We start from the raw sequence: 377 nt of genomic DNA, 5'->3' as shown, positions 1-377 counted from the left end.
CGCGACGACCGTGCCGCCCACGGTGACCACCGGCGTACCGATGTCGCCCGCATCCGCCTGGCCGCTGAAGGTGAAGCTCAGCGTGGTCGGGGCATCGACGGCATGGCTCAGCGTGAGGTTGAAGACCGCGCTGCTGCCCTCGTTGACCAGACCGGGGTCGGACACGTCCAGCACCGGAACGTCGGCGCCCGGACCTTGCATGTCGGTGATGGTCGCATGGCCGGTGTCGGTGATGCCGGCCGGCAGCGGCGTGCCGTTGAGCGTCGCGCCGGTCAGCGTGCCTGTCAGGTTCAGCTGCTCGCTGCCTTCGAACACGGGGTCGTCCGTGGTCGGCACCGTCACCACAATGCCGCCGGTCGTGCCGGCGGGCACGGTGA

Annotated in this window: 1 protein-coding gene; it reads right to left on the bottom strand. The window is 70.3% G+C overall.

The genetic code is table 11. The features are described from left to right. A partial coding sequence (locus N0K08_RS22980) for a hypothetical protein (protein WP_408642998.1) occupies positions 1 to 377 on the bottom strand: 377 nt, incomplete at both ends.

Source organism: Acidovorax bellezanensis (assembly GCF_025421555.1).
Classification (GTDB): Bacteria; Pseudomonadota; Gammaproteobacteria; order Burkholderiales; family Burkholderiaceae_C; genus Comamonas; species Comamonas bellezanensis.
Note: the sequence above shows the minus strand (reverse complement) of the source record. Positions and strands in the feature narration are given on the sequence as shown.